Origin of the sequence: Bradyrhizobium sp. 170 (genome assembly GCF_023101085.1) — a bacterium.
GTDB lineage: Bacteria > Pseudomonadota > Alphaproteobacteria > Rhizobiales > Xanthobacteraceae > Bradyrhizobium.
In genome coordinates, this window is record NZ_CP064703.1 from 3,203,909 (window position 1) to 3,227,828 (window position 23,920).

Sequence of the window (23,920 nt, forward strand, 5' to 3'; positions counted from 1 at the left end):
CTCATGATCAAAAGCGTTCTTCCACATAACAGGGATAGCTTTTCTGTCTCTCTTTAACGGCGGCGAGATCAAGCTCGATGACGGCGAGCGGGTTTTCCTGGGACGTCATGTCGATTAATTCTCCATTGGGTGCGCAGGCGAACCCTTTCCCCCCAAAAGTTGGCCCGTTTGGTCCTTGTCCCACACGGTTCGAACTCACGACATAGCAGCCTGAAACAATCGCGGCCATTGCGCCTGCAGTGCGGAAAACATCCACCGTTCTTCCCGTGGCTCTGGGAACAACGATCAACTCAGCGCCTTGATTGCGGTAATGGCGAGCATGCTCGTTGAACATCACTTCCGTGCAAAGGAGTACCCCGACACTTACACCGCAAACAACGACTGGCTCGAAATCACGCGATTGCGTTGCGTACCAATTCGATTCAAACCAGCCAGCCTCTGCGGGAAAATATTGCTTTGTGTGGAGATGCTTTATGGCTCCACCTTCAAGGCAGAATGCCTCATTTGCAAGCCGAGATCCCTCCCAAACAGGCCGGGAAGAAATGACCGCCGGGATCTTTAGCCTATTGAGTGCCTCCAGGCCTGCCCGATGACATTCAATACTGTGTTCTGCGACTTTAGGGTCGAAATCCGAAGCTGATGCAATCCAGGGACCGAAGGGCAACTCATTCGTTACTAATATATCGAGTTTTGCGTCGGAGAGGTCGCCTACCAACTTGAACCACTGTTCGCTGTTGGCAATCAAACCTTCTGACCATTCTACAAACCCCACGCGCATGGCTTATCCTCTTCGATTTGGGCCCTCTGAGTTACATGAGATGCAAAATGGTCGCCAGGAAAAAAAGGCACCGTGTATCCTCAGCGCTACTTCCCCTTGAACTGCGGCTTGCGCTTTTCCATGAAGGCGGTGCGGCCTTCGCGGAAATCCTCCGAGTCCATGCAGGCGGTGCCGATCTTCTTGATTGCGTCCATGTCGCGCCGGCTTTCGTCTTTCAGCACTTCGGCGATGGTGATCTTGGCGGCCTTGATCGCCAGCGGCGCGTTGCCGGAAACGGTGCGCGCGATTTCCATGGTCGCGTCCCACAGCTCGGCGTCAGGCAATACGCGCTCGACCAGCCCGATCCGCAACGCTTCCGTGGCCTCGATCCGCATGCCCGTATACATGATGAGCCGCGCCCAAGACGGCCCGACCAGCGAGACCAGATGCTTGAGGCCGTCATAGCCGTAGGCGATGCCGAGCCTGGCGGCGGGAATGCCGAACTGGCTGTTGTCGGAGGCGATACGGATGTCCGTGAGCATCGCGACCTGCATGCCACCGCCGAGGCAGAAGCCGCGGATGCAGGCGATCGTCGGCTTCGGGTAGCTCGCCAGCAGCGCACGCTGCGCCTCGCTCCGTTTCGAATATTCTTCCGAAGCCGCCGCGTTGTGGCGGGTCTTTTCGAACTGGCTGATATCGGCACCCGAGACGAAGGCCTTGTCACCGGCACCGACCAGGATGACCACGCGAACGTCGGGATTGTCGCGCAGCCCGACCAGCGCATGGCCCAGGCCCTCCCACATTTCGAGCGACATGGCGTTGCGCTTGTCGGGATTGTTGAAGGTGATGACGCCGACGCCGTCGCTGACGCTTTGCAGGATCTTGCCGTCGGCATGGGATGTTTCGGCGCTTTTGGGGAAGTCGAGCATCGGTTGCTGCTTTCAGTCGGGAAGGTTGGTCCATTGTCGGACAAGCTTCGCGCCGAGGCAATCGTTGACGAGGTCAATCGTTGCATCTTCCGTTGCATCGAGACCAGCAGCAGGTGCGGCGAGGGAATGCGAGATCGCTGGCGGGCCCTGGCTCACGCGTGTGGCGGCGTGGCGGGCATAGCCATGACGGTGGTGGAGATTTTGCGGACGCTGGCGCCCGCGACTATTCGCCGGAACGTGCCGCGCAGCCTTCATGCTGCTATGCGGCCGGATTCCGCCATTTCGCGATGGCAACAAACCGATCTTGTCCCGGCCAGATCAAGATCAGGCCTAGCGCAGCAACAGGCTACCCGGCGATTTCTCGCGTCGATTGATCGGGTCCGCGGTGCTGCGATCCAGGCGCGATACTGCCTAGCCCTCGTTGGCGGCGATCGATTCCATCAAGGACACCAGCTGACGCTGTACGGTTTGGTCCTTGATCTTGCTGTAGGCACGCAACAGCCTCAGGCTGAACGCGCTGTCCAGGAAGAGCAGGCTCTCGACCTCGCGCGCCTTGCCGTCGCCGTCGTAGAAGAACGTCACCGGCACGTCGAGCGCGGTAGCGATTGCCTGAAGACGAGCTGCGCCGACACGGTTGACGCCCTTCTCGTACTTCTGGACCTGCTGGAAGCTGACGCCGAGTTTGTCGCCGAGCTCCGCTTGCGAGATTTTCTGTTCCACGCGCCGCAGGCGAATCCGCTTGCCCAATTCGATATCGGGTTTGCCGGCGCTGCGCTGTTTCATCTTTTTCGCTGCTGATCTGTTCATTCTGGTTTTACCGTCCTTCAATCGGGAAACCCTGGCAAAAGTAGGTCAGAGGTTCATCCGCATTTGCCGTTGTTTAAAGTCAGTCCGAACCGTGAGGTTGTATAGAGAACCACAGGAATCCTGAGATATTACGGGATGGTAGCCAAACGCATGCGCGTATGGAAGCATCCTGATACCGGCGCCGCCAACCACCTAAAGCTGTCGGCACCCGGGGCGTATTTGGCAAAGAACCCCGCCCACTACATTTGACAAAATATTCGACAAACCACAACCACCGCGAGTTCAAAGGCCACAGATTTTGGCCCGCATGATTACCGTGTCGCGCTTAAGCACCGGATTTCTACGGGGTTTTCCGGCCGATAATGCGATCGCTCGCAGCGCGTGCCGGCTCTACATCGGCGTGCATCGCGTGAAATGCCCGCGGGCAGTGATGCCTGACAAAATGCAGCAACGTTCAGTTCCGTTTTTCAGATCATTTTTCAGATCAAGCGTGACGGGAAATTGCGGCAAGCAACGTGCTCGCACGTCATGCGCGCCTTTGACGGAGCGGACCAGACCGACATCGCACAACATTTGCGGCGTGTCGGTTGCCTGCGCAATGAACATCGCCGCCGGCGTCAGGAATCGCAAGACGTTGCCTTCGGCAACTCAGTTGCCTCGGCAACTGATGGGCCGGGCAAGCCGTGACGAGAGCTTATGGCAATTTGCGGACGGGGACACCGGTTCGGCCCGCGCCTCCGGCCGGGTTTGCCGAAATGATTGCGATCATCGGCCCAGCCGTCTGCGGCCTATTGGCCCGGGATACTACTTAAATTGGCTTCCACAGCCGCTGCGTTTTGCATACGATTTGCGGTAGTGGCCGCATCGTCGGCCAGGCCAAAGTCCCGCTTACAAGGGACGGGCATACAGGGGAGGAACGCCATGAAGCGAAGAACCGTACTTGCGGGCCTTGGTGCGACGGCGGCTGCCGGCGCGCTGGGCATGCCATCGATCCTGAGGGCGCAGGCGCTTGTCACGCTCAACGGAGCCGTACAGTTCAACGACGACCACGCCTTCACCAAGGCGCTGACCCGGTTTGAAGAACTGGTGAAGAAGTATTACGGCAAGCCCGTCAACTTCACGCTGCACAAGAATTCGTCGCTTGGTCTCGAGAAGCAGTATTTCGAGTATATGTCGCAGGGCAAGGCGGTCGATTACGGCATCGTCTCGCCGGCCCACATGTCGACCTTCGCCAAGGCGGCGCCGTTCATCGATGCGCCGTTTGTGTTCAAGGGCATCGAGCACATGAACAAGGTCGTCGAACAGAATATCCTGGCGCCGGTCGCCGATGAAATCGCTACCAAGGCCGAGGTCGTTCTGATCGGCTATGCGGGTGGCGGGATCCGCAACATCTTCGCCAACAAGCCGCTCAAGAACCTCGCCGATCTTAGGGGTCTCAAGGTGCGCGTGCAGGGCGCTCCGATCTGGTCGAAGACGTTCGCAGCCGTCGGCATGAGCCCGACCGTGATCGCCTACAATGAAGTCTACAACGCCATCCAGAACGGCGTGATATCGGCCGGCGAGAACGAGGCGGCCGGTGTCGAGGCGATGAAGTTCTATGAAGTAGCACCGCACCTCAACCTGACGCAGCACGCGGTATCGATCCGGCCGATCTGCTTCTCGGTGAAAACGCTGAAGACGTTGCCGAAGGACTTGCAGGACGCGATCATGAAGGCCGGCAAGGAGGCCGGCGACTACGGCCGTCAACTGGAGTCGAGCGAGGAAGTCGTCAAGCTCGACACGCTGGAGAAGGCGGGCAAGCTCAAGCGCGTTCCGTTCGAGGAGCGCGACGCGATGAAGAAGCTCGCCGATCCCGTGATGGCCACCTACGCCAAGGAAATCGGCGCCGAGGGCATCTTCGAGAAGATCAACGTCGCCTGAGAATTGTCGCTGCCTGCGCGGCAGGAAGTCGGGGCAAGCCAGACGGCTTGCCCCATTCCATGATTGTGATCCTCCGGAGCCATGATGACTGAAATATCAATGCCGCCGCACCCGTCGCTATGGCGCCGAGCGACGGCGGCCTATGCCAAACTGCTGGAAGTCCTGCTCGCCGCCTGCGTCGGCATTCTGGTCATTCCGGTCACGCTGCAGATCATCTCGCGCTACACGCCGTTTATCCCGTCCTACATCTGGACCGAGGAGATGGCGCGCTTCATGTTCGTCTGGACGATCATGATCGGCGCCATGGTCGGCATCAGGGAGTCGCAGCATTTCGAGGTCGATGTCTGGCCCGAACTGGCGCGGCGAAGCGAAGCCGCGGTGCGGATTCTCGCGCGCCTGGGTGTGCTGGCGATGGCGTTGGTGTTTGTGTGGGCCGGGCTCGAATTCACGCGGTTCGCCTGGAACCGAACGTCGGAACTGGCGGATCTGCCGCTCTGGATGATCCACGTCGCATGGCCGGTGGCCGGGGTGACGTGGATCGTGTTTGGCGGCGAACAGATCCTTGATGAGCTGCGGATTCTGCTTGGGGCAAAACGATGAGCGGTAATGTTCTTTCTGCCGGAGAGGCCGCACTGGTCCTGTTCGGGACATTTATCGGCCTGCTCATCATTCGCGTGCCGGTCGCCTTTGCGCTCGGCCTCGCCTGTGTCCCGATCCTCTTGACCGAGCCCCGCCTGTCGATCATGACGCTCGCGCAGGAGACCTTCAACGCCTACAATTCGTTCATCCTGCTGGCGGTGCCGTTCTTCCTGCTGACGGCCAACCTGATGAGCATTGGCGGCATCACCGACCGCCTGGTCGCGTTGTCGCGCTCGATGGTCGGGCATTGGCCGGGATCGCTGGCGCAAATCAACGTCGTGCTGTCGGTGTTCTTTGCCGGCATCTCCGGCTCCTCCACCGCGGATGCGGCGAGCCAATCCAAGATCTTCATCGACGCCCAGACCAAGGAGGGCTACGACCTCTCGTTCTCCATCGCCATCACCGCGGTCTCGGCCGTGCTCGCCGTCATCATCCCGCCCTCGATCCTGATGATCGTGTGGGGCGGGCTGATCTCGACCTCGATCGCGGCGATGTACCTCGCCGGCATCGTGCCGGGACTGCTGATTGCGGGCGCGCAGATGGCGACCGTGCATGTCTATGCGACGCGTCGCGGCTATCCGACCTATCCGAAGGATAGCTGGCGGGACATGTGGTGGGCGATCTTGCGGTCGATACCGGCGATGACGACGCCGTTCATCATCGTCGGCGGCATTTTGCTGGGATGGTTTACCGCGACCGAATCCGCCTGCGTCGCGGTGCTCTATTCCATTGCGCTATCGACGTTCTTCTACCGTGAAACCGGCGCGCGCCAACTCTACAAGGCGTTGCTGGACACCGGACGTCTCGCCGGCGTTGCGCTGTTCTGCATCGGCACCGCGAGCGCCTTCGGCTGGCTATTGGCTTACTACAGGATTCCGCAGGAACTGCTGGCCAACGTCTCGACCTGGGGCATGGGCGCGATCGGGGCGGGCTTCTTCATCTCCTTCTGCTTTCTGGTGGTGGGGTGTTTTCTCGACGCCATTCCGGCGATCATCATTGTCGGTACCGTTCTCGAACCGCTGGCGAAATCGGTCGACCTCCATCCGGTGCAGTTTGCGATCATCTCGATCGTCTCGCTGGCGTTCGGGCTGGTGACACCGCCCTATGGCCTGTGCCTGATGATCGCCTGCTCGATCGCGGGCGTGCGGCTGCGCTATGCGCTAAAGGACACGGTCATCATGCTGATCCCGATGCTGCTGGTGCTGGCCGCGCTGATCATCTGGCCCAGCGTTTCGCTGTTCCTGCCGCGGTTGATCGTGCCAGAGATGCTTAAGTAGCTATTCTTCCTTATCGAGCGCGCAGCTTACCGTGTAGACGACGCCGCGCGGCAGGAAGTCGACGGTCGCTTCGCCGCCGAGCTGGTCGCGCGCGCTGCGCTCGATCAGCCGCGAGCCGAAGCCGCGCTGCACCGGCGCCGTGACGGGCGGGCCGCCGGCCTCGGTCCAGATCAGCCGCAGCTTGCGCCCGTCGCTTTCCTGGAGGATCTCCCAGTCCACCGCGACGGTCCCGGTGTCGTTCGACAGCGCGCCGTATTTGGCGGCGTTGGTCGCGATCTCGTGCACGATCATCGACAGCACCACGGCGAGCCGCGGCGACAGCGGAATCTGCGGTCCGAACATCCGCATCCGCTCCGGATTGTTGAGCAGATAGGGCTGCAGCACCCGCGCAATCACTTCTCGCAACTCCGCGCCCTGCCATTTTTCCTGGCTCAGCAGATTGTGCGCCTCCGCCAGCGCGCCGAGCCTTCCCTCGAACTTCTCGCGCTCCGCCCGGCTCGCGCTGCGGAACGTCTGGGTAGCGATCGACTGCAGCACCGCGAGCGTATTCTTGACGCGGTGGTTGAGCTCCTCGATCAGGAGATTGTGCAGCATCTCGCCGCGGGCGATCTGGGTTGCCATCCGCACCGCAAAGGCGAGGCCGACCATCAGCAGGACGGCGCCCATCACGCTTGCTATCGCCAGGTTGCGCCAGAGCGGCGCGACCAGCGAACGTTCGGCGACGCCTGCGGCAACCGTCCAGCCGGTGAGCGAGGAGCGGGCAAAGCTCGTAATCAGCGGCACGCCCTCGAGCGATACCGTCGGCACGGTGGCTTCGGGATTGTGGGCCATCTCCGCCTGGAACGAGGGCGATGCCCGCTTGCCGACGGTCTCCTGCGGGTTCGGCACGCGCGCGAAATTGGTGCCTTCGCTGTCGAAGATCGAGATCGTCCAGTCCTTGCCCGGCCGCTGCTGCTCGATCATGGCCTGAAAAATCTCGATCGGCGGACTGAAGGAGATGTCGTAAAGTACCTGGTCGTCCTGGATGACGGGTACTTCGACCGTCAGGATCAGCCGTTTCTTGACCGACCCGAAGAACAGGTTGGAGTAAACCGGCCTCTTTTCCGCGAACACCTTGTCGATCATGGCGAGGTTGTTGCGTAACGGCAGGTTTGCCGTGTCCGATGTGAGCGAGGAGAACACCTGGCGGCCTTCGCGGTTCGCCACCAGCACGACGCCGCCTTCGCCGTACTGGTCGAGGAAACCCTGGCAGATGCGGCGGAATCCCTCGAAGTCCCCGTCGCGCAGGGCGTTTGTCAGCGACAGCACCTGGAGCGCGCCGGTGATCCGCTGCATCTCGGCGTCGAGCACGAGGCGAATGCTGCGCACGTTTTCGAGCACCCGCTGGGTCGCATTCAGCCGGTCCTGCTTGTAATTGTTGTAGACGAGGCCGGCCGCGAAAATAATCAGCGGCAGCGTGGTTCCCGCGACCAGCAGGGCGAGACGCACTGGCAATGAAGGTTTCGGCAACGCAAGCCCCGGGTCGACGCCAATCGGTCGAAGCATAGGAGAAGCTGCCGAATTTCGCCAAGGAGATTAGAGGGATATCGAGAGGAATTGACCCGGCTTTTTGGCAGATGCGCCGGGCTCCGCGGTCGCTGAGTGCGCCGCGGAACCCGGATTACCTTCCTCAAAGGTTACTGTCGGTGATCGCGGCATACACCATGGTGCGCAGCTCGCGCCGCAACGGATAGGCGCTCGACGGCAGCACCTGCGTCATGAAGATCGCGATCAGCTCTTCCGCCGGATCGATGAAGAACGAGGTCGTCGCAGCACCTCCCCAGTTGAATTCGCCCGGGCTGCCGGCGATCAGCGTCTGCGCCGGGTTCATGGTGACGGCAAAGCCGAGCCCGAATCCGATGCCGTTATAGGCGGCCTCCGAGAACAGCGAGCGCGACATCGCCGGCAGGTCGGCCCCGCCGGGCAGGTGGTTCGACGTCATCAGCTTCAGGGTTTTCGGACCCAGCAGGCGGACCCCGCCGAGTTCGCCGCCATTGAGCAGCGCCCGGCAGAAGGTGAGGTAGTCGGCCACAGTCGAGCACAGGCCGCCGCCGCCAGAGATGAACGAAGGCGGCGATAGGAACGAACTCGTCGCCGGATCGTCCTGCAGCGTCAGCGTGCCCTTGCGCTCGGTGGCGAGCGGGTTGAAGCCGCCTTGCGGGTCGGCCGAATAGCACGCCGCGAAACGATGCGCCTTGTCCTTTGGCACGAAGAAATCGGTGTCGTTCATGCCGAGCGGATCGAGGATACGTTCTTTAAGGAACTGCTCGAACGGCTTGCCGCTGATTTTGCCGATGAGATAGCCGATCACGTCGGTGGAGACGGAGTAGTTCCAGGCCTCGCCCGGTGAAAACTCCAGGGGAATTTTCGCGAGGTCGTCGATCATGGTTTGCAGCGTGCCGGCCTTGATCACTTCGCCGATCTTGGTCTCGCGATAGGCGGCATCGACATTGCCGCGCTGCTGGAAGCCATATGTAAGGCCCGAGGTGTGGCGCAGCAGGTCCACGATCAGCATCGGCCGGGTCGGCGGACGGGTCAGGAAGGCCGGGTGCGTGCCGGCCACGAACACGCCGAGGTTCTTCCATTCCGGAATATATTTGTGCACCGGCTCATCCAGCGCGACGCGGCCTTCCTCGACCAGCATCATGAAGGCTACGCTCGTGAGCGGCTTGGTCATCGAATAGATGCGGAAGATCGTGTCGTCCTTCACCGGTGCCTTGCGCTCGACGTCGGCAAAGCCCTGCACGGTCGAATGGACGACCTTGCCGCGGCGATAGATCAGGAGCTGCGTCCCCGGGAAGCGCCCGCCGTCGACATAGCGTTGCTTCAGGTGATTTTCGAGACGATCGAGCGCCGCCTTGGACATTCCGGCTTGCTCGGGCGAGGCGGGGGTAGGGGCTAACATCGGCACTGATCTCCGGCTGGGATGCTGCCTTGATAGCCGAAAAGTGTGCCCCGTTCCAACCAGCCGCGCTTACCCGGCGTGGGACGCTGGTATAGGCTGCCGCCAGCCTTGGTCTATTCCCGCAGGACAGAAAAATGCGCCAATTCAGCGAAACCGAACTGACCGCCGCCGTAATCAGCAGTTTCGACGATACGCCGGATCCGCGAGCCAAATTCCTGCTGCAGGAACTGGTGAAATCGCTGCACGACTACGTCCGCAGGACCGATCTCACCTTCGAGGAATGGGAATATGCGATCGATTTCCTGACCCGGACCGGTCAGAAGTGCACCCCGATCCGGCAGGAGTTCATCCTGCTTTCCGATGTGCTTGGCGTGTCGATGCTGGTCGACGCCGTGAACCACAGGGAGCGCGAGGGCGCGACCGAGACCACGGTGCTCGGCCCGTTCTATGTCGGCGAGCACAAGGTGACGCCGCACGGCACCGATATCTCGGCCAATCTGGCCGGCGAGCGGATGTTCGTGCAGAGCCGCGTCACCGACCTCACGGGCAAGCCGCTGGCTGACGTGCCGGTGGACGTCTGGCACGCCGATGATGACGGCTTCTATGATTCCCAGAAGGCGTCCTACGCGACGCAGGGCCCGTCGTCGCGGGCGCGGTTCATCACAGATGCCGATGGCAGGTTCTTCTTCCGCACCATCCTGCCGTGCAGCTATCCGATCCCCACCGACGGCCCGGTCGGCGAGATGATCCTGCAGACCCGCCGCCATCCGATGCGGCCGGCGCATGTGCATTTCCTGGTTGACGCACCGGGCTATCAGCCGCTGATCACGCATGTCTTCATGGACGGCGACAAATATCTCGATTCCGACGTGGTGTTCGGGGTCAAGGACGAACTGGTCGCCAAAATCGAAAAGCGCACCGATCCGACGATGCCGGACGGCAAGCCAGCGGCCGCCCCGTGGCACCTCATGACCTACGAATTCCGGATGAAACCGGGCGGGGGAAGCGCGCCGAAACCGATGATGGCGAAGGCCACCGCGGACGCTTAAAACCGGCGCTCTGCGACTTGCTCAATTCTTGTGCGCCGCACAAGAATTGAGCGAATCGCAAATTTGGAAAGCTGTGACTGGTTCCTGACCGCCGCTTCTTTTTTCAGCAGCTATCTAGCAATATACTGATATCAATAAGTTTTTTGCGATGCACGAGGCTTGGCACGGAGCTTGAATAGCTAGTGCTGACGCCATCGATGCCGTCCCTTGAGACCACTCATCCGAATTGTGACGCCGCCATTCCGGGGCCTCCCTGGAACACGCCTTTGTGCGCCTAGCGCGGTGACCCAATCGGACGGCCCCGTTTCACGCACTGACGCAAAAGGACAATGACGCCCATGACGAAGCCTACCAATCCAACCTCACGCCGCGGTTTCAGCCGCCGCCAGCTCCTGAAGGCGACCGGCGGCACGGCGGCATTGCTCGCCGCCGCCAAGCTGAACTTCCCCGCCGGCGCGTTCGCGCAAGGCGCGGGTCCGGAAGTCACCAAGGCGACGCTCGGGTTCATCGCGCTGAGCGACGCCGGTCCGCTGTTCGTCGCCAAGGACAAGGGGCTGTTCGCCAAGTACGGCATGCCCGACGTCGAAGTCGCCAAGCAGGCCTCGTGGGGTACCACCCGCGACAACCTCGTGCTCGGCTCGGAAGGCAACGGCATCGACGGTGCGCACATTCTGACGCCGATGCCGTACCTGATCTCGGCCGGCAAAGTGACGCAGAACAATCAGCCGACGCCGATGTACATCCTGGCGCGGCTCAATCTCGACAGCCAGTGCATTTCCGTTTCCAACGAATATGCCGATCTCAAGCTCGGCGTCGACACCGCGCCGTTCAAGGTCGCGCTTGAAAAGAAGAAGGCCTCCGGCAAGGCGATCAAGGCCGCGATGACATTCCCGGGCGGCACCCACGATCTGTGGATCCGCTATTGGCTCGCCGCCGGCGGCATCGATCCCGACAAGGATATCGAAACCATCGTGGTGCCGCCGCCGCAAATGGTTGCCAACATGAAAGTCGGCACCATGGATTGCTTCTGCGTTGGCGAGCCGTGGAACCTGCAGTTGATCAATCAGAAGATCGGCTACACCGCCGTCAACACCGGGGAAATCTGGGCCAAGCATCCCGAGAAATCATTGGGCATGCGCGCTGCCTGGGTCGACAAATATCCGAAGGCGGCCCAGGCGATCCTGATGGCGGTGATGGAGGCGCAGCAATGGGCCGACAAGGCCGAGAACAAGAAAGAGCTCGCCACCATCATGGGCAAGCGGCAATGGATGAATTGCCCGGTCGAAGACGTTTACGACCGTTCGGCGGGCAAGTTCGACTACGGCATTCCCGGCAAGGTCGTCGAGAACTCGCCGCACATCATGAAATACTGGCGCGATCATGCGTCCTATCCGTTCCAGAGCCACGATCTCTGGTTCCTCACCGAAGACATTCGCTGGGGCAAGTATGACGCGGGCTTCGACACCAAGGCGCTGATCGCCAAGGTCAACCGCCAGGATCTCTGGAAAGAGGCCGCTAAGACGATGGGAGTCGCTGCTGCGGACATTCCGGCCTCGACCTCGCGCGGCAAGGAGACCTTCTTCGACGGCAAGGTGTTCGATCCGGAGAATCCGTCTGCGTATCTGAAGTCCCTGTCGATCAAGCGTGTTGATGTCTGATCCAAACCGGGCCGCGCGCTGGATGCGAGCGGCCCGCCCATTGAACACGGAGATATGATTTCAATGTCGATGCCTGCGATCAAAGCCGAAGCCACCGCGGTGGCCATTCCGACCGCGTCGCCGACTGCGGCGGCGCCAGTGGTCATGATGACGCCGAAGCAGGCGCCTCGTGCCGAGAAATACATCAAGATGGCGAGGGAGACCGCGGTGCGTGTCGTGCCGCCGCTGGTCGTGCTCGCGCTCCTGATGCTGTTCTGGGAGCTGGTCTGCCGCCGTACCGGCTCGACGCTCCCGCCGCCATCGAAAGTCTTCAAGGACACCAAGGAACTGATCCTCGATCCGTTCTTCGATAATGGCGGCATCGACAAGGGCCTGTTCTGGCATTTGTCCGCCTCGCTTCAGCGCGTCGCGTATGGTTACTCGATTGCCGCCATCGTCGGCATCGCGCTCGGCACGCTGGTCGGGCAGTCAGTGTGGGCGATGCGCGGGCTCGATCCGCTGTTCCAGGTGCTTCGCACCATCCCGCCGCTGGCATGGTTGCCGCTGTCGCTCGCCGCATTCCGTGACGGTCAGCCGTCGGCGATCTTCGTGATCTTCATCACCTCGGTCTGGCCGATCATCATCAATACCGCGGTCGGCATCCGCAACATCCCGCAGGACTATCGCAACGTTGCCGCGGTTGTTCAGCTCAACCCGCTGGAATTTTTCTGGAAGATCATGATCCCGGCGGCGGCGCCCTACATCTTTACGGGCCTGCGCATCGGCATCGGCCTGTCCTGGCTCGCGATCGTCGCGGCGGAGATGCTGATCGGCGGCGTCGGTATCGGCTTCTTCATCTGGGACGCCTGGAACTCCTCGCACATCAGCGAAATCATCCTGGCGCTGTTCTATGTCGGCATCATCGGATTCGTGCTCGACCGCCTGATCGCGGGAATGGCGAGGATCGTGACCCGCGGCACCGCACTGAACTGAAGGAAACATGTCATGCAGGCCTATCTGAAGCTCGACCACATCGACAAGACCTTCACCCGCGGCAACGCCACCACCGAGGTGCTGAAGGACATCAACCTGACGATCGGGAAGGGCGAATACGTCTCGATCATCGGCCATTCCGGCTGCGGCAAGTCCACGCTGCTCAACATCGTCGCCGGCCTCACCGACACCACCCAGGGCTGCGTGCTGCTGGAGAACCGCGAGGTCAATTCGCCGGGACCGGACCGCGCGGTGGTGTTCCAGAACCACAGCCTGCTGCCGTGGCTGACGGTCTATGAGAACGTCCGGCTCGGCGTCGACAAGGTGTTCTCGTCGAGCAAGACGCGGGCTGAGCGCGACGCCTGGGTGATGCACAATCTCAACCTGGTGCAGATGGCCCACGCCAAGGACAAGCGCCCATCCGAAGTGTCCGGCGGCATGAAGCAGCGCGTCGGCATCGCCCGCGCGCTCGCGATGGAGCCGAAGGTTTTACTGCTCGATGAGCCCTTCGGCGCACTCGACGCGCTGACCCGCGCGCATCTGCAGGATTCGGTGATGGCGCTGCACCAGAAGCTCGGCAACACCATCCTGATGATCACCCACGACGTCGACGAGGCCGTGCTGCTGTCGGATCGCATCGTGATGATGACCAACGGCCCGAGCGCACGGATCGGCGAAGTGCTGGAAGTGCCGCTGGCGCGGCCGCGCAAGCGGCTCGAGCTCGCGACCAACCCCGGCTACCTCAAGTGCCGGCAGCGCGTGCTTGAGTTCCTCTACGAGCGGCATCGCTTCGTCGAGGCGGCCTGAATTTTGCTTGGTCCTGTGCGGGGCGGGGCTTGGAAGAGGCAGGAGAAGAAAGATGACCCCAGAGCAAGTCAATCTCGTGCAGCAAAGTTTCGCCAAGGTAGCTCCGATCTCCGAACAGGCCGCCGTCTTGTTCTACGACCGCCTGTTCGAAGTCGCCCCCTCGGTGAAGGCGATGTTCCCCGCCGACATGACCGAGCAGCGCAAGAAGCTGATGGGAACACTCGCCGTCGTGGTCAACGGCCTCGGCGATCTCGGGTCGGTGTTGCCGGCCGCAAGTGCATTGGCAAAGCGTCACGTCTCCTATGGTGCCAAGCCCGAACACTATCCCGTGGTCGGCGGGACGCTGTTGTGGACGCTCGAAAAAGGATTGGGCGAGGCTTGGACGCCTGACGTCGCCGACGCCTGGACCGCGGCCTACGGCACGCTGTCCGGTTACATGATCTCGGAAGCCTACGGTGGCGCCCAAGCCGCTGAGTGAGGATGCGTCATGAGCGAACCGCTTGTCATCGTCGGCAACGGCATGGCCGCCGCTCGTCTGGTCGACGAATTGGCCAAGGTGGCATTGGGCCGCTACGCCATCGCCGTGATCGGCGACGAACCGCGGCTCGCCTATAATCGCGTGCTGTTGTCGTCGGTGCTGGCCGGCGAGACCACATCGCAGGACATCGAGCTGCGACCGGCGTCCTGGTGGCGCGACCGCGGCGTCACCCTGAAATATGGCTGTGTCGCCACCGAGATCGATGTCGGCCGCCGCGAACTCAAGATCGAGAATGACGAGAGCGTTCCGTTTTCGAAACTGGTGCTGACCACGGGCTCGTCGCCGCTGCGGCTCAACGTGCCGGGCGCAGACCTCGCTGGAGTGCATACGTTTCGCGATAGCCGGGATGTTGATTTGTTGCTGACGCTGGCTGCGCAGAAGAAGCGCGTGGTGGTGGTCGGCGGCGGATTGCTGGGCCTCGAAGCGGCTTATGGCCTCGCCAAGGCCGGCGCGCCGGTGACGCTGGTGCATCTGATGGACCGCCTGATGGAGCGCCAGCTGGACGCGCCCGCGGCCGAACTCTTGAAATCCCTCGTCGAGCGCAAGGGGATCGAAATTCTGCTCAACGCCAACACCGCGTGCATCCATGGCGTGACGCGCGTCGAAGGCGTCGAGCTGGTCGACGGCCGGCGGATCGACGCCGATGCCGTGATTTTTGCAGCAGGTATTCGGCCGAATATCGCGCTGGCAAAGCAAGCCGGCATTGCCGTCAACCGCGGCGTCGTGGTCGACGACCACCTGCAGACCGGCTCGCCCGGCGTATTTGCGGTCGGCGAATGCGCCGAGCATCGCGGCATCTGCTACGGGCTGGTCGAGCCGGCCTATGAGCAGGCGAGGGTGCTGGCGCGGCATCTCGCCGGTGGGGAAGCCTCCTATGCCGGCAGCACCGTCGCGACCAATTTGAAAGTCTCGGGCGTCAGCGTGTTCTCCGCTGGTGATTTCATCGGCGGTGACGGCAGCGAGACCATCGTGCTCTCCGATCTCAATCACGGCACCTACAAGAAGCTGGTGGTCGCGGACGGGCGATTGATCGGTGCGGTCCTGATCGGCGATGTCGGCGACGCGCTCTGGTATCTCGAACTGATCCGCACGCGGCAGCCGACGCAAAGAATTCGCGCCGACATGATGTTCGGCCGCTCGCTCGCCATCCGTTCGGAAGCTGCATGATCCGGTTGCCACCATGACTGCCATCGATCCCGACCTGCGCGCCATCAGCACCACCTGCGCCTATTGCGGCGTCGGCTGCGGCATTCTGGCGACGCCGGATGGGCGGGGCGGGGCCGCGATATCGGGCGATCCCGAGCATCCCGCCAATTTCGGCCGGCTGTGCTCGAAGGGATCGGCGCTCGGCGAGACGCTCGGCCTGACCGACCGGCTGCTCTATCCGATGATCCGCTGCGGCAAGGGGACCATGGAGCGGGTGGCGTGGAGCGACGCGCTCGACCATGTCGCGCACCGCTTCCAGCACATCATCGCGCGTGACGGCCCGGGCGCGGTCGCATTCTATCTCTCCGGCCAATTGCTGACGGAGGACTATTACGTCGCCAACAAGCTGATGAAGGGTTTCATCGGCAGCGCCAATGTCGATACCAATTCGCGGCTCTGCATGGCCTCTTCGGTTGCGGGCCACCGCCGCGCCTTCGGCGCCGACACGGTGCCGGGCTGCTATGAAGATCTCGACGAGGCGGATCTTCTGGTGCTGGTCGGCGCCAACGCGGCCTGGTGCCATCCGGTGCTGTACCAGCGCATGCTCGCCAACAAGCAGAAGCGCGGCGCGCGGATGATCGTGATCGATCCGCGCCGGACCGATACCGTCGGCGACGACGATTTGTTTCTGGGGTTGAAGCCGGGCACCGATACGGCGCTGTTCAGCGGGTTGCTGGTGCATCTTGCCGATAACGGTGCGCTCGACCGCGACTACATGGCACTCCATACCACGGGCTTCGATGACGCCATCGCCCGCGCGCGCAACATCGCGGGCAGCGTCGGGGCCACCGCGCTGTCGACCGGCCTCGCCGAGCAGGACGTCGCGGCGTTCTTCCAGATGTTTGCCAATACGCCGCGCGTGGTGACGCTCTACTCGCAGGGCGTCAACCAGTCGGCCCAGGGCACCGACAAGGTCAACGCCATCCTCAACTGCCACCTCGCGACGGGGCGGATCGGCCTGCCGGGCGCGTCGCCGTTTTCGCTGACCGGGCAGCCCAATGCGATGGGCGGGCGCGAAGTCGGCGGGCTCGCCAACCAGCTCGCCGCCCATATGGGCTTTACGCCGCCCGACATCGATCGCGTACGCCGGTTCTGGAAGGCGCCGCGCATCGCCACCCATGAGGGCCTGAAGGCGGTCCAGATGTTCGAGGCCATCGCGCGCGGCGAGATCAAGGCGTTGTGGGTGATGGGCACCAATCCGGCGGTGTCGCTGCCGAATGCCGATGGCGTTCGCGACGCGTTGAAGAAGCTCGAACTGTTCGTCGTTTCCGAGAACGTGATTTCCAACGACACGGTGGACGCCGGCGCGCATGTGCTGCTTCCGGCGCAGGCGTGGGGCGAGAAATCGGGCACCGTGACCAATTCGGAACGGCGCATCTCGCGGCAGCGGGTGTTTCTTTCCTCACCCGGCGAGGCCAAGCCCGATTGGTGGATCATGAGCGAGGTTGCCAGGCGCCTCGGCTTCGGCGCGGCCTTCGGCTTCACCTCGGCGGCGGATATTTTTCGAGAACATGCAGCACTCTCGGCCTTCGAGAACGAGGGCGCGCGCGATTTCGATATCGGGGCGCTGACCTCGCTGTCGGACAGCGATTTCGACGCGATGGCGCCGGTGCAATGGCCGGTGCGGCAGGGTGCGGAGCCGCAGGCGCGCTTCTTCGCCGAAGGCGGATTCTTCGCCAGCGATTTCAAGGCCCGTTTCATTGCGCCGGAAATACCGGCACTGCGATCCGAGACCACGGCGGCGCGGCCGCTGCGGCTGAACACCGGCCGCATCCGCGACCAGTGGCACACCATGACCCGCACGGGAATGAGCCCGCGGCTCGGCCAGCATTTGCCGGAGCCGTTCGTCGAGGTCCATCCCGACGACGCCGCGCGTTACGGCGTGGCCCACGGCGACTTCGCGCGGGTCACGACCGACCACGGGCAGTGCACGCTTCGGGTTGTCGTCAGCGAACGCCAGCAGCGGGGCATGCTGTTCGCGCCGATCCACTGGAGCGAGGCCAACGCGACCGGCGCGCGCGTCGGTTCGCTGGTGGCTCCCATCACCGATCCGTTCTCCGGCCAGCCCGAGAACAAGGCGACGCCGGTATCGATCACGCCTTACGAACATGTATTCCGTGGCTTCGCGCTGTCGCGCAAGCCGCTGGCTTTGCCGGAGCACGCCTGGAGCGCCCGCGTCGCCGTCAATGGCGGCTACGGCTATCTGTTCGCCGACAACGCCGATCTGGCGGGCTGGCAATCCTGGCTGAAATCATTCGCGACGGACGATCTTGCCGAATACAAGGATTTCGGTGGCGGCGTCTATCGCGCGGCGTGCTTTAGCGGCGACCGCATCGAGGCCTGCCTGTTCATCGGGCCCGCGCGCGACGCCGGCGACTGGAATGTGGTGAAGGGGTTGTTTGCCGCCGATACGCTCGGCAACGACCAGCGCCGCATGCTGCTGTCAGGCAAATCGATGGATGGCCTTGCGAATGCCGGCCCGATCGTCTGCGCCTGCTTCGGTGTCGGCCGCAACACCATCTGCAACGCCATCGCCGCCGGTGCGCGTTCCGCCGCCGATATCGGCGCGAAACTGAAGGCGGGCACCAATTGCGGTTCCTGCATTCCGGAAATGAAGCGGCTGATCGCGCAGGCGGCCACCGCACCCGAGCCGCGCCAACTCGCCACAGCTCAATAATCGCTTCAGCCGATTCGCAGTTGGAACCTCGTCTTCGAGCTGTCACATTTGATTTGAGGGAACGCGAAAAATCGTCAGGCGTTGCGACAACAGGTTGCCTAATTCCGGAGATCGCCATGATCATCGGTCGCAGAGGTCTGTTAATCGCTACGGGATGCTTGTTGGTCTCGCGTCAGGTGCGCGCGTCGGATGACCAGATTGCCTTGTACTGGACGGTGAGCCCGCCCGGTCGCCAGAGCGCGGTGCTATTTGGCTACGATCGAGTTGCGGCGGCGGTCACGCCGGAGATCATCAACGACGGAATCTCGTTGGTTGACGGCTGTCAACGCGTTGTTCTCGACATGCCGGGGAACATCAAATTTCCGACCGTCGATCTCGACCGCGACCGGATCAAGCCGATTCTGCAGGTCGTCGCACCTCGAACCGCCGAGCGACTCCGAAAACTGCTGGCGGCCTCGGCGGTGGCTTCCCTCGCCGACAAACTCTCCGGTATCGAAGCGATGATATTACTTGCGGGAGAAGGGCGCCACAATGCCGACATCACAGCTGGCGGCACCATCGTCGATCACGCCCGGGCGAAGCAGAAGCCGATCGATCAACTGTTGTCGGAACCGGATGTACAATCAGCCTGGCAGCCGCCGGACCTGGCGACGTTGAATGGCGGCATCGGTGATGAGGGCATCTCTTATCTCCTCGACCTTCGCGACCGCTTCGGCCCGATTGGAGGTTATCTGGAGCAGCTTTATCGCCAGCGCAGAGCGCAGGAGATCGAGCGGTTCACATTCGACATGAAGCGCCACGGTGTTATCTCGTCGTCGCAGTTTCACCAGAGCGACCGGCTGCGAAACCTTGCATTTGAACGTGCGTTCGATTTGATGACGAAGCAGGCCGATGAGCAACGCTTCATTCTGTTTCCTCTCGGTGTTCTCACCGGTGCATCGGGTATTCTCGCGGCGCTCAAGGCAAAGGGGGCAACAGTGGTACCCCGCGCCTAGCCACCATCGACGCCGAGGACAGTCTCTATGGTGCGCCCGCTTCGTCCTGCTCCGACGGGAGCCGCGAGAATCGAAAATTGCAGTGGCTCGCGCCACCAGCCAACGTTTGTGTCCTTTCCAGGCGGATGCCGCGCGTTGCATAGGCTTCGAAATCAAGCCCGCAAATGTGCGGCAGGATTTCTTTATCTCCGTGGCCAGCCGCGAATTTGCAGAAGCCGCAAGCCTTGTAGTCGATGCCGAATTCAAAGTTGTCGCCCGAGGCCGGCGCGACGAAATCGTAGACGAAATCTTCCGCATATTCTTCCTGATGGCTTTTTGCAGCCTGCTCGCGCAGCAAGGTCTGGTTCTCTGGCGACATGAACTGACGCCCCGAGGCGAGCCGTTCGGCCTCGGGCACGGTGAGCAATTGCGCCTTGTAGGTTTCTCGCTCGATATTGCCGATCACGGGCAGCGGCACTCCGTGTCGCCGGAGCACCCGGCCGATGGCCATAAAGCCCATTAAACGCATGAAGAAATCGCTCATGCGACTTGCCGCGCCACCGACATAAGGCATCTGGATGAGCACGATTTCGAATTCGTCCATCACCTCCTGTCTGATCCCGTCAATGTTGGGTAGCTGCGTCTGCTCGCGCAGCGTCGCTTCGGCAAGGTCGAGGCGTTGGCGCATGACGGCCTCCATTGCACTGCGATGCGTCTCGTAGAAGGGATGAATTTCAGCCATAGGGCATCCTCTCCGGCGCAATCAGCCTATTCCGCGGCGATCGCCTCGATTTCAAGCAACCATTTTCCGTCGACGGTTTCAGCGATCATCACCGTGGACGCGGGTTCGTTTCCCCCGAGCATCTTGCGGCGAACGGCGCGGTTGGCCATGACCTGGCTTCGGTCGGTCAGGAACGTATTGATCTTGACCAGATGTTCGACGCCGAGGTCGGCGGCGGCGAGCACCGCGATGACGTTGCGCCAGGCTTGCTCGCATTGCGCCTCGAACCCTTCGGGCACGCTGCCGTCAGGCTGTTCCGGCACCTGGCCGCTGACGAACAGCAGCCTGCGATGCTGGCCAAGTTCCAGCCCCATGCTGTAGCCGCTGGAAGGCGCGTGGACGCTTGCGGGATTATGACGGGTAATTTGAGCCATGTCAGATTGTCTCCTGTTGGATGAATTCCAGCGCCAGACCATGCGACGCCGCGGGCGGAACGAGCAGCACGGCGCCGGTAACCTCGAAGTCGACGCCGTTGTTTTTCAATGCCCGCTTGGTCGCATCCAGATCGACGACCGCCAGACGCGCGGCGCAAAAGCGCGGCGAAGCTTCGCCGGCTAAGCCCGGCAGTCGGCGCGCTATCTCGGCCGGGCCGAGCACGCTGGTCCGGTCGCCGCGCTCGCCGACCGTCAGCCGCCCGGGCGCAAGCTCGGCGGTGCTTTCCGTTAAGTGCTCGAGGAAACCGCGGTACTCCGCCGGCTCCGGCGCCGACATCACCACCTCGATCACGCGCAAGGCGCCGTTGGGGTGACGCTGATAGTCGGGCTTCCAGAACAGCTCCGGCGGGTGACGCTCCTGGCAGGTGAAGAAGGCGATCCCGGGCATGGCGGGATCGGTGGCGAAGGCCAGTGAGAACTCGACGCGCGCCGTGCCTCCGCCGGGAAGCACCGCGTCACGGCCAAAATCAAACGGCGCATAGGCGCCGATGTGATGGGCCTTGAAGCGCGCCGCATCGGCATGGGCATCGGCGCTGTGCAAGGCCAGCATCGACATTCCCTCAGTGGCGGCAAGAAAATCCCGGTTGTGGGCGGCGAAGCTGAATCTATCAGGCGCGGCCGGCGGCACCGCCGCAGCATCGGTGACGGCCAGCAGCTCCAGAAAATTGTTCCCGAACATCGCCAAGCGGTTGCTGGTTCCGAACGGATGCACGCCGGTCGGCGTGAGGTTAAAACCGAGCGTTTGCCAATCCAGCGCAGCCTGCGCCAGATCATGGACACAAATGACGAGATGATGGATTCGGCGGGGCATGGGATCTCCGGATTGCGGGCCGACCGTAACCGGCGGCGTCACGGCGGCGCAAAGCATTGTTGCTGCGGTCCAGCGCAAGAAAATCTATTGCAAGGCCGGCGCCTATCAGTGACAAACTGGGCGGTAATGACCTACATCCTTCCACCGCTCAATGCGCTCCGCGCGTTCGAAGCAGCAGCCCGGCATCTCAGCTTCAAGCTGGCCGCGCATGAGCTGCATGTGACGCCGGCCGCCGTGGGGCAGCAGGTGAAGGCGCTGGAAGCGCGTCTGGGCGTGCGCCTGTTCGAGCGGCTGCATAAGCAACTCATCCTGACCGCGGCCGGCCAGGCTTATCTGCCGGAAATATCCGACGGCTTTCGTCGCATTGCCGATGCGACCGTGCAATTGAAGCCGGTGGGTGCGGTGCTGCTGCAGCTCGGCGTGCACGGCAGCTTCGATCTGCGCCGTCTGGAGCTGGAGCAGTTTCGCGCAAACCACGCGGAAATCGGCTTGCGGGTGCTGCAGCCCGCCGGCTTGCATGAATTGATCGAGGGCAAGGTCGATGTGCTGATCGCCCGCGGGCTCGGCCACCATCCGGGCTACCGCTGCGACCGCGTGACGGAGGGGGCCGGCGTCGGCGATTGGCTGATTGCGCCGGCCGGCACGGCGGATTGTCCCGAGATCGCTAGCTTTCGCGATTGGCTGCGCGGTCTGCCGGCGGACAACGCGCTCGCGCTGCATCGTCGTCGTTTGGTCGGCATCGTCAGAAGTTGAGGTGATCTTGAAACAGAAAAAATTCGGCACGGGCGGCCCCGATGTTTCCGTGATCGGGCAGGGCACCTGGTATCTCGACCGCGGCGACCGCAAGACGGCGGTGGCAGCGCTGTGCCGGGGCATCGAAACCGGCATGACCCACATCGACACCGCCGAGATGTATGGCGACGCCGAGCTCGTGATCGCGGATGCGATGGCGGGGCTGCCGCGTGAAAAGCTCTTCCTGGTCTCAAAGGTGCTGCCGAGCAACGCCTCGCGGCGCGGCACCATCACCGCCTGCGAGCGCTCGCTGAAGCGGCTGAAGACCGATCATCTCGATTGCTATCTCCTGCACTGGCGCGGCTCCTATCCATTCGAGGAGACGGTGGCGGCGTTCGACGAACTGGTGGATGCCGGAAAGATCCGTTCCTGGGGCGTCAGCAATTTCGATAGCGACGATCTCGACGAACTGCTGGATGTCGCAGGCGAGGGGAAGATCGCCTGCAACCAGGTGCTCTACCATCTGCAGGAGCGCGCGATCGAGCACGCGGTGATCCCGTGGTGCGAGCAACACGGTGTCGCCGTCGTCGCCTATTCGCCGTTCGGTCATGATGATTTTCCGTCCGCACGCAGCAAGGGCGGCGAGGTGCTGCAGGCCATCGCCGACGCGCACAAGGCAACCGCGCGCCAGGTCGCACTGGCGTTTCTCACGCGGGCAGCTTCGGTGCTTGCGATTCCAAAGGCGTCGAGCGCGGAGCATGCGGCGGAGAACGCCGCCGCCGGCAATCTGAAACTGAGCGACGCCGAGATCGTCGCACTCGACAGGGCCTTTCCGCGCGGACCCAAGCCGCGCGGCCTGCCGATGCTCTGACGGAACACCGTCCTTAACAAAGTGTTGCAATTGCTCCCTCAGCGCATATCCGCATCCTGTTTTCGGACCTAGTCGCGGCGGGCCATCTGGTGTTTTTTAAAGCCTCGCCCGAGTCGATCATTACTGCCTTTCGAGATTGCCGTGACACCGCCCCCCGCCGCAGCCGCGAGGCTGGACAGCGCTCCAATACCTTTGCCCGAGAAGAAGTCCGCCGCTCCCGCTGCGCCCGCGCGCGCCGACCGGCCGTTCAAGGGCATCGCGCTGGTGCTGGCCTCGACGATCTTTCTCGGCACCTCCGACGTGACGGCAAAGTATCTCTCGGCGACGCTGCCCTCGATCGAGATCGCCTGGATCCGCTTCCTGGTGTTCGCGCTGATCATGACGCCGGCGATGATGCCGGGTTCGCCGCTCTATGCGCTGCAGACCAACCGGCTCGGCCTGCATCTGATGCGCGGCGCGGCGCTACTCGGTTCGTCGCTGTTCTTCATCTCCGGCCTGCGGTTCCTCCCGATTGCCGAAGCTTCCGCCACCGGCTTCGTCGCGCCGCTGTTCGTCACGGCGCTGTCGATTATTTTCCTCAGTGAGAAAGTCGGCCTGCGCCGCTGGATCGCCACGGCAGTGGGCCTGATCGGCGTGCTCATCATCCTGCGCCCGGGCACCGGCGCGTTTCACCCCGCGGCGTTCTTTCCGCTGGTCTCGGCGCTGGCCTGGGCCTGCACGCTGATCATGACGCGAATGATGAGCGGCACCGAGCGCGCCATCACCACCATGACCTATTCGTCGATCGCGGGCCTCTTCATTCTCTCCGCGCTGGTGCCGTTCGTCTGGGTGACGCCGACCTGGCACGACATTGCCTTCGGCATCCTGATCGGCGTCGCCTCGACCGCGGGGCAGTGGATCGTGGTGCTGGCGTTCCGCTATGCGGATGCGTCCGTGCTGGCGCCGTTCTCCTACACGCAATTGCTGTGGGTCAGCGTGCTCGGCTTCCTGGTCTTCGGCGAAGTCCCGGACGCCTACACCATCACCGGCGCCGCCTTCATCGTCGCTAGCGGACTCTACACCGCCCATCGCGAGCGGGTCCGCCGTTCGCAGCTTCTGGCTGTCTCGGGCGAGCCGTCGCCGAACGCCTGATCCTGC

Annotated in this window: 23 protein-coding genes; 14 read left to right on the forward strand and 9 right to left on the reverse strand. The window is 62.7% G+C overall.

Annotated elements, in window-relative coordinates:
- Window positions 1–7: 7 nt before the first annotated feature.
- From IVB05_RS14920 to IVB05_RS14935, 4 genes are all read right to left on the reverse strand, one after another.
- Entirely contained in the window at window positions 8–778 is a 771-nt protein-coding gene (locus IVB05_RS14920) for a carbon-nitrogen hydrolase family protein (RefSeq protein ID WP_247785104.1), read from the reverse strand.
- Between the two features lie 86 nt (window positions 779–864).
- Window positions 865–1,686, reverse strand: coding sequence for an enoyl-CoA hydratase (locus tag IVB05_RS14925; RefSeq protein ID WP_247785105.1), 822 nt, complete (start codon window positions 1,684–1,686; stop codon window positions 865–867).
- Window positions 1,687–2,097: 411 nt separating this feature from the next.
- On the reverse strand, window positions 2,098–2,493 hold the full coding sequence (locus IVB05_RS14930; RefSeq protein WP_212418902.1) for a helix-turn-helix transcriptional regulator: 396 nt from the start codon (window positions 2,491–2,493) through the stop codon (window positions 2,098–2,100).
- Between the two features lie 390 nt (window positions 2,494–2,883).
- Window positions 2,884–3,123, reverse strand: coding sequence for a hypothetical protein (locus IVB05_RS14935; protein ID WP_247785106.1), 240 nt, complete (start codon window positions 3,121–3,123; stop codon window positions 2,884–2,886).
- 291 nt (window positions 3,124–3,414) lie between these two features.
- Between IVB05_RS14935 and IVB05_RS14940 the strand changes: the two genes are divergently transcribed.
- The 3 genes from IVB05_RS14940 to IVB05_RS14950 all read left to right on the forward strand — a co-directional run bounded on the left by IVB05_RS14940 (window position 3,415) and on the right by IVB05_RS14950 (window position 6,329).
- Window positions 3,415–4,413, forward strand: a complete 999-nt coding sequence (locus tag IVB05_RS14940) for a TRAP transporter substrate-binding protein (RefSeq protein ID WP_247785107.1) — start codon at window positions 3,415–3,417, stop codon at window positions 4,411–4,413.
- 84 nt (window positions 4,414–4,497) lie between these two features.
- Window positions 4,498–5,013: a TRAP transporter small permease gene (locus tag IVB05_RS14945; protein ID WP_247785108.1), complete on the forward strand. Its 516-nt coding sequence runs from the start codon at window positions 4,498–4,500 to the stop codon at window positions 5,011–5,013.
- A complete protein-coding gene (locus IVB05_RS14950; protein WP_247785109.1) occupies window positions 5,010–6,329 on the forward strand; it encodes a TRAP transporter large permease in 1,320 nt (439 codons plus the stop codon). The genes IVB05_RS14945 and IVB05_RS14950 overlap by 4 nt, the downstream gene beginning before the upstream one ends.
- Here IVB05_RS14950 and IVB05_RS14955 read toward each other — a convergent pair whose 3' ends face one another.
- Window positions 6,330–7,838 (reverse strand): HWE histidine kinase domain-containing protein, encoded by a 1,509-nt coding sequence (locus IVB05_RS14955; RefSeq protein WP_247786698.1) that lies wholly within the window; start codon window positions 7,836–7,838, stop codon window positions 6,330–6,332.
- Window positions 7,839–7,998: 160 nt separating this feature from the next.
- Entirely contained in the window at window positions 7,999–9,273 is a 1,275-nt protein-coding gene (locus tag IVB05_RS14960; protein WP_247785110.1) for a serine hydrolase domain-containing protein, read from the reverse strand.
- Between the two features lie 134 nt (window positions 9,274–9,407).
- On the opposite strand from IVB05_RS14960, the gene IVB05_RS14965 reads away from it, so the two are divergent.
- The 8 genes from IVB05_RS14965 to IVB05_RS15000 all read left to right on the forward strand — a co-directional run bounded on the left by IVB05_RS14965 (window position 9,408) and on the right by IVB05_RS15000 (window position 19,175).
- Window positions 9,408–10,322 (forward strand): intradiol ring-cleavage dioxygenase, encoded by a 915-nt coding sequence (locus tag IVB05_RS14965; protein ID WP_247785111.1) that lies wholly within the window; start codon window positions 9,408–9,410, stop codon window positions 10,320–10,322.
- Window positions 10,323–10,660: 338 nt separating this feature from the next.
- The gene (locus IVB05_RS14970) at window positions 10,661–11,980 is read left to right on the forward strand and encodes a CmpA/NrtA family ABC transporter substrate-binding protein (protein ID WP_247785112.1); all 1,320 of its coding nucleotides are present in this window, start codon (window positions 10,661–10,663) and stop codon (window positions 11,978–11,980) included.
- A 63-nt stretch (window positions 11,981–12,043) separates the two neighbouring features.
- Window positions 12,044–12,952 carry a nitrate ABC transporter permease gene (gene ntrB, locus IVB05_RS14975; protein ID WP_247785113.1) on the forward strand — a complete coding sequence of 303 codons (909 nt, stop codon included), beginning with the start codon at window positions 12,044–12,046 and terminating at the stop codon, window positions 12,950–12,952.
- A gap of 12 nt (window positions 12,953–12,964) precedes the next feature.
- Entirely contained in the window at window positions 12,965–13,759 is a 795-nt protein-coding gene (locus tag IVB05_RS14980) for an ABC transporter ATP-binding protein (protein ID WP_247785114.1), read from the forward strand.
- Between the two features lie 52 nt (window positions 13,760–13,811).
- Window positions 13,812–14,237 (forward strand): globin family protein, encoded by a 426-nt coding sequence (locus IVB05_RS14985; RefSeq protein WP_247785115.1) that lies wholly within the window; start codon window positions 13,812–13,814, stop codon window positions 14,235–14,237.
- A 9-nt stretch (window positions 14,238–14,246) separates the two neighbouring features.
- On the forward strand, window positions 14,247–15,464 hold the full coding sequence (locus IVB05_RS14990; protein WP_247785116.1) for an FAD-dependent oxidoreductase: 1,218 nt from the start codon (window positions 14,247–14,249) through the stop codon (window positions 15,462–15,464).
- Window positions 15,465–15,477: 13 nt separating this feature from the next.
- Window positions 15,478–18,180, forward strand: coding sequence for a nitrate reductase (locus tag IVB05_RS14995; RefSeq protein WP_247785117.1), 2,703 nt, complete (start codon window positions 15,478–15,480; stop codon window positions 18,178–18,180).
- A 116-nt stretch (window positions 18,181–18,296) separates the two neighbouring features.
- Window positions 18,297–19,175, forward strand: coding sequence for a hypothetical protein (locus tag IVB05_RS15000; RefSeq protein ID WP_247785118.1), 879 nt, complete (start codon window positions 18,297–18,299; stop codon window positions 19,173–19,175).
- Between the two features lie 25 nt (window positions 19,176–19,200).
- Here the strand turns inward: IVB05_RS15000 and IVB05_RS15005 are convergent, their stop codons facing one another.
- The 3 genes from IVB05_RS15005 to IVB05_RS15015 are packed head-to-tail and all read right to left on the reverse strand — an operon-like array spanning window position 19,201 to window position 21,237.
- A complete protein-coding gene (locus IVB05_RS15005; RefSeq protein WP_247785119.1) occupies window positions 19,201–19,896 on the reverse strand; it encodes an L-2-amino-thiazoline-4-carboxylic acid hydrolase in 696 nt (231 codons plus the stop codon).
- Window positions 19,897–19,922: 26 nt separating this feature from the next.
- A complete protein-coding gene (locus IVB05_RS15010) occupies window positions 19,923–20,351 on the reverse strand; it encodes a RidA family protein (RefSeq protein ID WP_247785120.1) in 429 nt (142 codons plus the stop codon).
- Window positions 20,311–21,237, reverse strand: coding sequence for a VOC family protein (locus tag IVB05_RS15015; RefSeq protein ID WP_346771857.1), 927 nt, complete (start codon window positions 21,235–21,237; stop codon window positions 20,311–20,313). The genes IVB05_RS15010 and IVB05_RS15015 overlap by 41 nt, the downstream gene beginning before the upstream one ends.
- A 69-nt stretch (window positions 21,238–21,306) precedes the next feature.
- Here IVB05_RS15015 and IVB05_RS15020 point away from each other — a divergent pair, with 69 nt between their 5' ends.
- From IVB05_RS15020 to IVB05_RS15030, 3 genes are all read left to right on the forward strand, one after another.
- Entirely contained in the window at window positions 21,307–21,933 is a 627-nt protein-coding gene (locus IVB05_RS15020; protein WP_247785122.1) for a LysR family transcriptional regulator, read from the forward strand.
- Window positions 21,934–21,940: 7 nt separating this feature from the next.
- The gene (locus tag IVB05_RS15025; protein WP_247785123.1) at window positions 21,941–22,783 is read left to right on the forward strand and encodes an aldo/keto reductase; all 843 of its coding nucleotides are present in this window, start codon (window positions 21,941–21,943) and stop codon (window positions 22,781–22,783) included.
- 141 nt (window positions 22,784–22,924) lie between these two features.
- A complete protein-coding gene (locus IVB05_RS15030) occupies window positions 22,925–23,914 on the forward strand; it encodes a DMT family transporter (protein ID WP_247785124.1) in 990 nt (329 codons plus the stop codon).
- The last annotated feature ends 6 nt before the right edge of the window (window positions 23,915–23,920 follow it).

Excerpts from the sequence above, each read along its gene's own strand:
- IVB05_RS14995 (WP_247785117.1), top strand. The coding sequence starts at position 15,478 with ATGACTGCCATCGATCCCGACCTGCGCGCCATCAGCACCACCTGCGCC.
- IVB05_RS14945 (WP_247785108.1), top strand. The coding sequence starts at position 4,498 with ATGACTGAAATATCAATGCCGCCGCACCCGTCGCTATGGCGCCGAGCG.
- IVB05_RS14965 (WP_247785111.1), top strand. The coding sequence starts at position 9,408 with ATGCGCCAATTCAGCGAAACCGAACTGACCGCCGCCGTAATCAGCAGT.
- IVB05_RS15015 (WP_346771857.1), bottom strand. The coding sequence starts at position 21,237 with ATGCTTTGCGCCGCCGTGACGCCGCCGGTTACGGTCGGCCCGCAATCC.
- IVB05_RS14920 (WP_247785104.1), bottom strand. The coding sequence starts at position 778 with ATGCGCGTGGGGTTTGTAGAATGGTCAGAAGGTTTGATTGCCAACAGC.
- IVB05_RS15005 (WP_247785119.1), bottom strand. The coding sequence starts at position 19,896 with ATGGCTGAAATTCATCCCTTCTACGAGACGCATCGCAGTGCAATGGAG.
- IVB05_RS15010 (WP_247785120.1), bottom strand. The coding sequence starts at position 20,351 with ATGGTCTGGCGCTGGAATTCATCCAACAGGAGACAATCTGACATGGCT.
- IVB05_RS14930 (WP_212418902.1), bottom strand. The coding sequence starts at position 2,493 with ATGAACAGATCAGCAGCGAAAAAGATGAAACAGCGCAGCGCCGGCAAA.
- IVB05_RS15000 (WP_247785118.1), top strand. The coding sequence starts at position 18,297 with ATGATCATCGGTCGCAGAGGTCTGTTAATCGCTACGGGATGCTTGTTG.
- IVB05_RS14940 (WP_247785107.1), top strand. The coding sequence starts at position 3,415 with ATGAAGCGAAGAACCGTACTTGCGGGCCTTGGTGCGACGGCGGCTGCC.
- IVB05_RS14985 (WP_247785115.1), top strand. The coding sequence starts at position 13,812 with ATGACCCCAGAGCAAGTCAATCTCGTGCAGCAAAGTTTCGCCAAGGTA.
- IVB05_RS14960 (WP_247785110.1), bottom strand. The coding sequence starts at position 9,273 with ATGTTAGCCCCTACCCCCGCCTCGCCCGAGCAAGCCGGAATGTCCAAG.
- ntrB (WP_247785113.1), top strand. The coding sequence starts at position 12,044 with ATGTCGATGCCTGCGATCAAAGCCGAAGCCACCGCGGTGGCCATTCCG.
- IVB05_RS15020 (WP_247785122.1), top strand. The coding sequence starts at position 21,307 with ATGACCTACATCCTTCCACCGCTCAATGCGCTCCGCGCGTTCGAAGCA.
- IVB05_RS14925 (WP_247785105.1), bottom strand. The coding sequence starts at position 1,686 with ATGCTCGACTTCCCCAAAAGCGCCGAAACATCCCATGCCGACGGCAAG.
- IVB05_RS14990 (WP_247785116.1), top strand. The coding sequence starts at position 14,247 with ATGAGCGAACCGCTTGTCATCGTCGGCAACGGCATGGCCGCCGCTCGT.
- IVB05_RS14980 (WP_247785114.1), top strand. The coding sequence starts at position 12,965 with ATGCAGGCCTATCTGAAGCTCGACCACATCGACAAGACCTTCACCCGC.
- IVB05_RS14950 (WP_247785109.1), top strand. The coding sequence starts at position 5,010 with ATGAGCGGTAATGTTCTTTCTGCCGGAGAGGCCGCACTGGTCCTGTTC.
- IVB05_RS14970 (WP_247785112.1), top strand. The coding sequence starts at position 10,661 with ATGACGAAGCCTACCAATCCAACCTCACGCCGCGGTTTCAGCCGCCGC.